Origin of the sequence: Actinacidiphila epipremni (assembly GCF_012034175.1) — a bacterium.
Lineage (GTDB): Bacteria > Actinomycetota > Actinomycetes > Streptomycetales > Streptomycetaceae > Actinacidiphila > Actinacidiphila epipremni.
Genome location: NZ_JAATEJ010000061.1, coordinates 1 through 1909, shown reverse-complemented (window position 1 = coordinate 1909; position 1909 = coordinate 1). Strand labels below are relative to the sequence as shown.

2 protein-coding genes are annotated in these 1909 nt (G+C 73.5%); one reads left to right on the top strand and one right to left on the bottom strand.

The genetic code is table 11. From position 1 onward, the window contains the following. On the bottom strand, positions 1 to 1310 hold a 1310-nt coding region (locus HCN08_RS34390), incomplete at its 3' end, for a chloride channel protein (protein ID WP_167987298.1). A gap of 219 nt (positions 1311 to 1529) precedes the next feature. Here HCN08_RS34390 and HCN08_RS34385 point away from each other — a divergent pair. After that, the coding region (locus HCN08_RS34385) for a MarR family winged helix-turn-helix transcriptional regulator (protein WP_167987296.1) at positions 1530 to 1909 on the top strand (380 nt) is incomplete at its 3' end.

Genomic DNA, 1909 nt, shown 5'->3' with positions numbered 1-1909 from the left:
GCGACGGTGACGCCGGCGAGTATGTCGACCGGTGGCTGCCGGTCCAGGTCCACGCCCCTGCGGCGCAGCTTGAGGGTGTAGACGGTGTCGGTGGACAGGGCCCGGCTGACGAGGGTGGCCAGCACGATCGCCGTCATGAGCGGCAGGATGATGCTGTACTCGCCGGTGAGCTCGAACATGATGATCACCGCGGTGATGGGCGCGCGTGCCGCGCCGGCGAAGACCGCCCCCATGCCGATGAGCCCGTAGGCGCCCACCGGCCCGGTGGTGCCGGGCAGCATGTGGTGCGCGGCGGTGCCGTACGCCGCGCCGAAGGCGGCGCCGATGAACAGCGAGGGGGCGAAGACGCCGCCGGAGCCGCCGATGCCGATGGTCAGGCTGGTGGCGGTCATCTTGGCCACGACCAGGAGGATCAGGAAGCCGATGGCGTACCGGCCGGCGACGGCCTGCTCCAGCACCGGGTAGCCGACGCCGTACATCTGCGGCAGGAGCAGCAGCAGGACGCCGAGCAGCAGCCCGCCCGCGGCCGGGCGTGCCCACTGCGGGCCGCGCCACGCCCAGTCGCAGATGTCCTCGACCAGGTACAGCACCCGGGTGAAGGCGACCCCGACCCCGCCGGCCAGTAGGCCGAGCAGGGCGAAGAGCAGGTACTCCGACAGGTGGGTGACGGTGAAGGCGGGCGGGTGCAGGAACGGGTGGTCGCCGAAGGCCGCCCGGCCGATCACGCTCGCGGTGACCGAGGAGAGGACGACCATGCCGAACGACTCGGCGGTGAAGTCCCGCAGGATCAGCTCCATCGCGAAGAACACCCCGGCCAGCGGCGCGTTGAAAGTCGCCGCGATACCGCCCGCCGCCCCGCACGCGACCAGCACCCGCATGCGCTCTTCCGCGACCCGCACCGCGGAGCCGAGCGCGGAGCCGAGCGCCGAGCCGATCTGCACGATCGGCCCCTCCCGGCCGACCGACCCGCCACCGCCGATGCACAACGCCGAGGCCAGTGCCTTGACCACCGCCACCTGCGGCGGGATACGGCCACCGCGCCGGGCGACGGCGTACATGACCTCGGGCACCCCGTGCCCGCGCGCCTCGCGGGCGAAACGCTGCACCAGCGGCCCGTACGCCAGCCCGGCGACCACCGGGGCGAGCAGCACGAACCAGTGCCCGAGCCACGGCACATGGCGGTTGGCGGCGTGCCCGGCGGCGGCGTAGTCGGCGTGCCCGGACAGCGCCCGGGTGAACGTCTCGATCAGCCGGCGGAAGGCGATGGCGCCGAGCCCCGCCCCCGACCCGACGGTCAGCGCGAGGACCAGCAGGCCGCCCTTGGCCTCGCGCAGGGCGGTGGCCGCGGAGGGCAGCAGCCCGTGGCGTACCCGCAGGGGCTGCGCAGGGACGGTGGCGGCGGCGGGGCGGGGGGCGAGGAAGCGAGGCACATTTGCATTATGCAATATGAACCATTGCCCTGTGCAAAGCCCACCCGGCCGTACCCGGCGGCGTTCCTGCGGCGGGCGCGGAGACGGTAGAAATGGCCCATGCCCAAGCGTCAGCCCGCCGCCGAGACCGCTCCGGCTCCCGTGTCCGAGTCGCCCACCGGGCTGCCCGCAGGGCCGGCCGACGGGGTGGCGGACGAGGTGGTGACCGCCGTGCTCACGGCGTCCCGCCTGCTGGTGTCGGTCTCGGCGCGCTCGCTGGCCGCGGTCGAGGAGACGCTGACACTGCCGCAGTTCCGCATGCTCGTGGTGCTGGACAGCCGGGGCGCCATGAACATCTCCCGGCTCGGTGAGCACCTGGACGTCATCCCGTCCACGGCGATGCGCATGGTCGACCGGCTTGCCGCCGCCGGCATGCTGGAGCGCGAACCCGACCCCGGCAACCGGCGGCAGATCCTCATCGCGCTGACCGGCAAGGGCCG